7 protein-coding genes and 1 pseudogene are annotated in these 7,253 nt (G+C 74.1%); all 8 read left to right on the top strand.

The features are described from left to right. Positions 1 to 227: pseudogene (locus tag HMPREF3105_RS11315) on the top strand (sirohydrochlorin cobaltochelatase); the annotation flags it as partial. A 118-nt stretch (positions 228 to 345) separates the two neighbouring features. Next, on the top strand, positions 346 to 2,061 hold the full coding sequence (locus HMPREF3105_RS11310) for a nitrite/sulfite reductase (protein WP_070709672.1): 1,716 nt from the start codon (positions 346 to 348) through the stop codon (positions 2,059 to 2,061). Further along, positions 2,058 to 2,783: a phosphoadenylyl-sulfate reductase gene (locus tag HMPREF3105_RS11305; RefSeq protein WP_041104785.1), complete on the top strand. Its 726-nt coding sequence runs from the start codon at positions 2,058 to 2,060 to the stop codon at positions 2,781 to 2,783. Before HMPREF3105_RS11310 ends, HMPREF3105_RS11305 begins: the two co-directional genes overlap by 4 nt. A 32-nt stretch (positions 2,784 to 2,815) precedes the next feature. Further along, positions 2,816 to 3,751, top strand: a complete 936-nt coding sequence (cysD, locus tag HMPREF3105_RS11300; RefSeq protein WP_070709669.1) for a sulfate adenylyltransferase subunit CysD — start codon at positions 2,816 to 2,818, stop codon at positions 3,749 to 3,751. Continuing rightward, a complete protein-coding gene (locus HMPREF3105_RS11295) occupies positions 3,751 to 5,091 on the top strand; it encodes a sulfate adenylyltransferase subunit 1 (protein WP_070709666.1) in 1,341 nt (446 codons plus the stop codon). Before cysD ends, HMPREF3105_RS11295 begins: the two co-directional genes overlap by 1 nt. 31 nt (positions 5,092 to 5,122) lie before the next feature. Beyond that, positions 5,123 to 5,848 (top strand): ABC transporter ATP-binding protein, encoded by a 726-nt coding sequence (locus HMPREF3105_RS11290; RefSeq protein WP_010078844.1) that lies wholly within the window; start codon positions 5,123 to 5,125, stop codon positions 5,846 to 5,848. Then, positions 5,838 to 6,761: an ABC transporter permease gene (locus tag HMPREF3105_RS11285; protein WP_070709663.1), complete on the top strand. Its 924-nt coding sequence runs from the start codon at positions 5,838 to 5,840 to the stop codon at positions 6,759 to 6,761. Before HMPREF3105_RS11290 ends, HMPREF3105_RS11285 begins: the two co-directional genes overlap by 11 nt. After that, on the top strand, positions 6,758 to 7,253 hold a 496-nt coding region (locus tag HMPREF3105_RS11280), incomplete at its 3' end, for a precorrin-2 dehydrogenase/sirohydrochlorin ferrochelatase family protein (RefSeq protein ID WP_141762526.1). The genes HMPREF3105_RS11285 and HMPREF3105_RS11280, both read left to right, overlap by 4 nt.

The following is a 7,253-nucleotide window of genomic DNA, read 5'->3' as shown; positions in this document are numbered from 1 at the left end:
CCCCCCGGGTGCCCGACGCCGTCTCCCGGGTGCGCGCCGCCGGCCGTCGCGCCGTGGTGGCCGCCCACCTGCTGGCCCCCGGGTACTTCCACGACCGACTCGGCGAGGCCGGCGCGGACGCGGTCACCGACCCCCTGCTGCCGCATCCGCTGGTGGCGCGGATCGCCCTGGACCGGCTGCGGTCCGCCCTCGCTGAGGCCCCGAGGGGAGCCGCCGGAGGCCGCTGAGCCGTTCGTCACACGACCGGGGCCGGGCCGGGCACCGACCGCGGCCCGGCCCCGGGAACGTGACGAACCGCGTCGACGATCTTGGGGGCTGGCATGCCGGGTTCCTAGCGTGGCGGCCATGACCCAGGTGAACGAGACGTCGAGGCCGGCGCGCACTCCGCGCCGTCCCTCCGCCAAGCCGCACGGCCAGTGGAAGGTGGACGGGACCGCCCCCCTGAACCACAACGAGGAGTTCAAGCAGCAGGACGACGGCCTGAACGTCCGCGAGCGCATCGAGCAGGTCTACGCCCACGAGGGCTTCGACTCGATCCCCTCGGACGACCTGCACGGCCGCTTCCGCTGGTGGGGCCTGTACACCCAGCGCCGGCAGGGGATCGACGGCGGCAAGACCGCCACCCTGGAGCCCCACGAACTCGAGGACCGCTACTTCATGCTGCGCGTGCGCATCGACGGCGGTGACCTCACCACCGAGCAGCTGCGCGTGATCGGCGGGATCTCCACCGACTTCGGCCGTGACACCGCGGACATCACCGACCGGCAGAACGTCCAGCTGCACTGGATCCGCGTCGAGGACGTCCCCGAGATCTGGCGGCGCCTGGAGTCCGTGGGCCTGTCCACCACCGAGGCCTGCGGCGACGTGCCGCGCGTGATCCTCGGCTCACCGGTGGCCGGGATCGCCGCGGACGAGATCATCGACCCCACGCCCGTGATCCGGGAGATCGCGGACCGCTGGATCGGCGACCTCGAGGTCTCCAACCTGCCCCGCAAGTTCAAGACCGCCATCACCGGCCATCCCTCCCAGGACGTGGTCCACGAGATCAACGACATCTCCCTGATCGGCGTGGTGCACCCCGAGCTGGGCCCCGGCTACGACCTGTGGGTCGGTGGCGGCCTGTCCACGAAGGCCCGCCTGGCCGACCGGATCGGTGCGTTCGTCTCGGCCGAGCGCGCCCCCGAGGTGTGGCACGCCGTCGTGAGCATCTTCCGCGACTACGGCTACCGGCGCCTGCGCAACAAGGCCCGCATGAAGTACCTGCTCGAGGACTGGGGGCCGGCGAGGTTCCGCACCGTGCTGGAGGAGGAGTACCTCGGCTACGCCCTGCCCGACGGCCCCGCCCCGGCCCCGCCCACCCGCCCCGGCGACCACGTGGGGGTCCACGAGCAGAAGGACGGCCGCTTCTACATCGGTGCCGCCCCCGTCGTCGGCCGCTCCAGCGGCACCACCCTCACCGCCCTCGCGGACCTGCTCGAGGCCCACGGCTCCACGCGGCTGCGGACCACCCCCCACCAGAAGATCGTGGTGCTGGACGTGGAGCGGGACCGGGTGGACGCCGTCGTGGCCGGTTTGAAGGAGCTGGGACTGGACCCGGAGCCGTCCGTGTTCCGCCGCTCCACCATCGCCTGCACGGGCCTGGAGTTCTGCAAGCTCGCCATCGTGGACACGAAGGACACCGCCACCGCCGCGATCGCCCAGCTGGAGGAGCGCCTGGCCGACCTCGCCGACCGCCTCCCCGAGCGGCTGAGCCTGCATGTGAACGGCTGCCCCAACTCCTGCGCCCGCATCCAGACCGCGGACATCGGTCTGAAGGGGCAGCTGCTCCCGGACGACGACGGCGGCCAGACGCCCGGCTTCCAGGTGCACCTGGGCGGCGGGCTGGCCTCCGTGGACCGCGCCGAGGCCGGCCTCGGACGCAGCGTCCGCGGCCTGAAGGTCCGCGCGGACGGGCTGGTCGACTACGTCGAGCGCCTCGTCCGCCGGTACGACGAGCAGCGCGAGCCGGGCGAGACCTTCGCCCGGTGGGCGCACCGAGTCGACGAGGAGGCCCTCCGATGAGCACCGTTCCCCCCACCCGTCCGACCGAGGACCTCGAGCGCCTGCAGGCACTCGCGGAGTCCGGCGCCGCCGAGCTCGGCTGGGACGCCCCCGCCGCGGCGGTGGTCGACTGGGCCGCCCGCCATGTGGACCTCCGCCGGGCCGCCGTCGCCTGCTCCATGGCCGACGCCGTCCTGCCGCACCTGGTGGCGCAGCGGATGCCCGGCGTGGACGTCCTCTTCCTGGAGACCGGCTATCACTTCACCGAGACCCTCGCGACGCGCGACGAGGTGGCCCGCCGCCTCGACGTCACCGTGGTGGACGTGCTCCCGGAGCTGACCGTGGCCGAGCAGGACGAGCGCCACGGCAAGGACCTGTTCGCCCGTGACCCGGGGCTGTGCTGCGCGATGCGCAAGGTCGAGCCCCTCAACCGGGCGCTGGCCGGATACGACCTGTGGTTCACCGGCGTCCGCCGGGACGAGGCGCCGACGCGCACGAACACCCCGCTGGTGGGCTGGGACGAGGCCCACGGCATGGTCAAGGTCAACCCCGTCGCCCCGTGGAGCTTCGACGACCTGGTCGGCTACGCCACGGACCACGACGTGCCCGTGAACCTGCTCCTGCAGAACGGCTACCCGTCGATCGGCTGCCGTCCCTGCACCCGCCCCGTCGCCCCCGGGGAGGACCCCCGAGCCGGGCGCTGGGCCGGGACCGCGAAGACCGAGTGCGGCATCCACGTCTGAGCGCCGCACCCGAGACAGACCAAGGAGACACGATGACCCTCACCCATGCCCCCGACCCGGGGACCGTGAGCCCCGCCGGGCCCGACGTCCAGGACGCCCTGGAGGCCGAGGCGATCCACATCATCCGCGAGGTGGTGGCCGAGTTCGAGCGCCCCGCCATGCTCTTCTCGGGCGGCAAGGACTCGGTGGTGATGCTCCACCTGGCCGCGAAGGCCTTCTGGCCGGGCAGGATCCCCTTCCCGGTGGTCCACGTGGACACCGGCCACAACTTCCCCGAGGTCCTCGAGTTCCGCGACCGCACGGTGGAGCGGCTCGGCCTGCGGCTCGTGGTGGGCTCCGTGCAGGAGTACATCGACCGCGGCGAGCTGCGTGAGCGCGCCGACGGCACCCGCAACACCCTGCAGACCACCCCCCTGCTGGACACGATCCGGACCAACCGGTTCGACGCCGTCTTCGGGGGAGGCCGCCGTGACGAGGACAAGGCGCGGTCCAAGGAGCGGATCATCAGCCTGCGCGACGCGTTCGGGCAGTGGGACCCGCGCAACCAGCGCCCCGAGCTGTGGAACCTCTACAACGGCCGTCACACCCCCGGCCAGCACGTCCGCGCGTTCCCCATCAGCAACTGGACCGAACTGGACGTGTGGCGGTACATCGCCCGCGAGGGCATCGAGCTGCCCCCCATCTACTACGCGCACGAGCGGGAGGTCTTCCGCCGCGACGGCATGTGGCGCGCCGTGGGGGAGCACTCCCGCCCGACCGAGGGCGAGGAGGTCACCACGCGGACGGTGCGCTACCGCACGGTGGGCGACATGTCCTGCACCGGCGCCGTCCTCTCGGACGCCGCCACCGTCGAGGACGTCGTGCTCGAGGTCGCCGCCTCCACCCTGACCGAACGCGGGGCCACCCGCGCCGACGACCGCATCTCCGAGGCGGCCATGGAAGATCGCAAGAAGGACGGGTACTTCTGATGAGCACCGCACTGCTGGACCGGCACGCCCCCGCCGGGACCCTGTTCCGCCTGGCCACGGCCGGCTCGGTCGACGACGGCAAGTCCACCCTCGTGGGCCGCCTCCTGCACGACTCCAAGGCCGTCCTGGCCGACCAGCTCGAGGCCGTGGCCCGCACCTCCGCCGAGCGCGGCTTCGGCGGCGCCGAGGGCGGGCTGGACCTGGCGCTGCTGACCGACGGCCTGCGCGCCGAGCGGGAGCAGGGGATCACGATCGACGTCGCGTACCGGTACTTCGCCACGGACCGGCGCACCTTCGTGCTGGCCGACTGCCCCGGGCACGTGCAGTACACCCGCAACACCGTCACGGGCGCCTCGACGGCCGACGCCGTCGTGCTGCTCGTGGACGCCCGCAAGGGCGTGGTGGAGCAGACCCGACGCCACCTCAGCGTGGTGGCCCTGCTGCGGGTGCCGCACGTGATCGTCGCCGTCAACAAGATCGATCTCGTGGACTACTCCGAGGGGGTCTTCACCGCGATCGCCGAGGACGTCCGGCGCGTGGCCCGGGAGCTCGGCCTCTCCGACGCGGTGAGCGTCCCGGTGTCCGCCCTCCAGGGCGACAACGTGGTCACCCGCTCCGAGCGGACGGACTGGTACACCGGCCCCACGCTCATGGAGCTGCTCGAGTCCCTGCCCGGGGCGGACGCCGAGGACGACGCCGCCGCCTCCTTCCGCTTCCCGGTGCAGCTCGTGGTGCGCCCCCAGGGCGCCCTGGCCCCCGGCCTCGACCCCGAGGTGTTCCGCGACTACCGCGGCTACGCCGGGCAGGTCGTGGCGGGCACCGTCCGGCCCGGGGACGCCGTCGCCGTCCTCAGCCCGGGGCAGCCGGCGCGCACCACGACCGTGGTGGGCGTGGACGCCGCCGGGGAATCCCTTGAGGAGGCCTCCTCCCCACAGTCGGTGGTCCTGCGCCTGGCCGACGAGGTGGACGTGGCCCGCGGGGACACGATCGCCGCCGCGGACACCGCCCCGCGCCCCACCACGGAGGTGGCCGCCGCGCTGTGTTGGCTCTCCGCCGCACCGCTGCGCGTCGGGCAGCAGGTCCTCGTCAAGCACGGCACCGCCGTCGTCCGGGCGCTCGTCCAGGAGGTGGCCGGTCGGCTCGACCTCGACACCCTGCGGCTCGACCCGGCCGAGACCCTCGGGCTCAACGACATCGGACAGGTGCGCCTGCACCTGGCCGCGCCGCTGCCCGTGGAGCCCTACGCCGTGCATCGGCGCACCGGGGCGTTCCTCGTGATCGACCCCCAGGACGGGGCCACGCTCGCCGCCGGCATGGTGCGCGGCGGCGACGAGGCCTGATCCGGATGACGACGGGGCGACGGGAGCGGTCATGACAGTGGTGATGGAGGACGTGGGCAAGAGCTTCGGCGGGCCCACGCCCGTGCTGGAGGACGTCTCCGTGCGGATCGAGCCGGGCGAGTTCGTCTGCCTGCTCGGCGCGTCCGGATGCGGCAAGTCCACCCTGCTGAACATCATCGCCCGGCTCGAGGCGCCCACCGCGGGCGTCGTCAAGACCCCCCGGGAGGGGGCCGCGTTCATGTTCCAGGACGCCGCCCTCTTCCCGTGGCTCACCGCCCGCGGCAACATCGAGCTCGCCCTCCGCTTCGCCGGTGTGGCCGCGGGGGAGCGTCGGGAGCGTGCCGGGGAGCTGCTGCGCCTCGTCCACCTGGACGACGCCGCCGACCTGCGACCCCACCAGCTCTCCGGCGGCATGCGCCAGCGCGTCGCCCTGGCCCGGGCCCTCGCCCAGGACCGCCCCCTGCTGCTCATGGACGAGCCGTTCGCGGCCTTGGACGCGATCACCCGCGACCTGCTGCATGGGGAGCTCGAGCGCGTGTGGCGGCAGACCGGCCGGACGGTCGTGTTCGTCACCCACAACGTGGCCGAGGCCGTCCGCCTCGGCCAGCGGGTGCTGCTGCTGTCCTCACGTCCGGGTCGCGTCGTCGCCGAATGGGACGTGCCCGCAGCCGCCCGCCACGACGCGCCCGCCGCGGCCGCCCTCACGGCCGCCATCACCGCCCGACTCGGTCAGGAGATCCGTCGCCATGCGCACTGACACCCCCACCCTCGACGCCCCCGGCCGCGCGCCGGGGGCCGCCACCGACGACGAGCTGCGCGAGCTCGACAGCGGCCTCGACGCGCTCCAGGCCGTCGACTCGACCCGTCGGACGGGTCTGGCCGGGTGGGACTGGAGCCGGGTCCTGCTCCCGGTGGCCGCCGTCGTCCTGCTCGTGGCGATCTGGCAGGCCTTCGCGTGGCTGGCCGGTGCGCGCGGCGAGCCGATCACCGGTCCCGGCGACGTCCTCGGGGCCTTCGGGACGCTGTGGGCCCAGGGTCTCGTCCAGCAGGCAGTGGCGACGTCGGTGGGCCGCGCCGTCGTCGGCTTCGCACTCGCCGTGGTCGTCGGCGTCGGGCTGGGCCTGCTGCTCGGACAGGTCAGCGTCCTGCGGCGGGCGTTCGGCCCGCTGCTCACGGCCCTGATGGTGCTGCCCAACGTGGCCTGGGTGCCGCTCGCGGTGCTGTGGTTCGGCCTCAGCGACGCCACCGCGTACTTCGTGATGCTCACCGGCGCCGTCCCCGCCGTGGTCGCCGGCCTCACCACCGGCACGGACCAGGTGCCGCCGCAGCTGCGTCGCGCGGCCCGGGTGCTGGGCGCCTCGCGTCTCGAGACCGCCCTGCTGGTGGTCCTCCCGGCCGCCCTGCCCGCCTTCGTCTCCGGCCTGCGCCAGGGCTGGGCCTTCGCGTGGCGAGGCCTCATGGCCGCCGAGATCATCGCCGTCGGCGGGCCCATGGGCGTGGGACTCGGGACCCTGCTCCACGAGGGACGGGCCGCGTCCGACCTCGCCGTCGTCCTCTGCGCCGTCCTGACCATCCTGGCCGTCGGCGTCCTCTTCGAACTGGCCGCATTCGGCCCCGTCGAGCGGCGCATGCTGCGCCGCCGCGGGCTGCTGGAAGGGAGCACGCGATGACCGCGTCCGATCTGTACCCCACCTCCCTGCGTCTGCTCGGCCGGCCCGTCCTGATCGTGGGCGGCGGGCGCGTGGCCGGCCGCCGCGTGGGTGCCCTCCTCGACGCCGGCGCGCTCGTCACCGTGGTGGCCCCGAAGCCGGGGGAGGAGGTGGAGCGGCTCGCGGCGGCCGGTCTGCTCACCCTGCATCGCCGCCCCTACCGCCCGTCCGACCTCGACGGGGTCTGGTTCGCCCAGACCGCCACCGGTGACCGGGCCGTGGACGGGGCCGTGGCCTCCGACGCCGAGGCCCGCCGCGTCTGGTGTGTCGACGCCTCCGATGCCGAGTCCTCCGCCGCCTGGACGCCCGCCGTCGTCCGGGCCGGGGACGTGACCGTGGCCGTCAACGCCGGGGGAGACCCTCGCCGCGCCCGCGCCCTGAAGGATGCGATCACCCTCGCCCTGTCGACGGGGCGGCTGCCGCTGCGCCGGCGGCGCGCGTCCGCCGAGCCCG

The organism is Micrococcus sp. HMSC31B01 (assembly GCF_001816085.1).
GTDB lineage: Bacteria > Actinomycetota > Actinomycetes > Actinomycetales > Micrococcaceae > Micrococcus > Micrococcus luteus.
This window is presented reverse-complemented; position numbering and strand designations above follow the sequence as displayed.